Source organism: Variovorax sp. dw_954 (genome assembly GCF_018449755.1).
Taxonomy (GTDB): Bacteria; Pseudomonadota; Gammaproteobacteria; order Burkholderiales; family Burkholderiaceae_C; genus Variovorax.
In genome coordinates this window covers 1-600 of record NZ_JAAVVD010000108.1, presented here as the reverse complement: position 1 = coordinate 600, position 600 = coordinate 1, and the positions used below count along the sequence as shown (strand labels likewise).

General features: G+C 59.8%; 1 pseudogene. It reads left to right on the top strand.

Going from position 1 to position 600, the window contains the following annotated elements:
* Positions 1 to 357: 357 nt before the first annotated feature.
* Positions 358 to 600, top strand: a pseudogene (locus tag HB681_RS37730) (sensor histidine kinase); the annotation flags it as partial.

The following is a 600-nucleotide window of genomic DNA, read 5'->3' as shown; positions in this document are numbered from 1 at the left end:
GCTAGGTGCGACGGGGCAGCGCACGGCCGTCCCGCACGCAGCTGGTACTCCGCAATATTCCATGACACGTAGCTGATGTCGTTGCTTCGCAGTTGCTTGGCCAAGCACGAGGGCGATCAGCGACAACCGTGCAGGATGTCCACTTCCATTCGCCGGGGCAACGCCGATTGACCGCGTGCGTTTGCGAGCCAGCGCGCGCGATGTTTTCAGCGAAAGGCTTTCGCGCGTGCGGCACTGTGTATGTTTGACACCGCACAGACCGGCCTTCCTCGAAGGGTTAAAGAAGAAGTCGTACGCCTTTGAAGAACAAACGGGCGGCATCCGATAAATGAACCGGCAAAAGCCAAGGACTGGAGCATGCGTAACTTTCTCGCCATCAATCGGGAGGAGCTGGTTTCACGCTGCAAGTCGAAGGTTGCGCTGAGGCCTCAGCGCTCCGCCACTGAAAAACAGTTGGCAAACGGCATTCCGTTGTTCCTCGACCAGTTGATCAAGACCCTTGAAGCGGAAGATGCCGACAAACCCGCGGACAGCATCAGGATCTCGGGGCCATCGGGCGGGGATTCGCTGGCCCTGTCGGAGATGGGGGCGGGCGCCGCA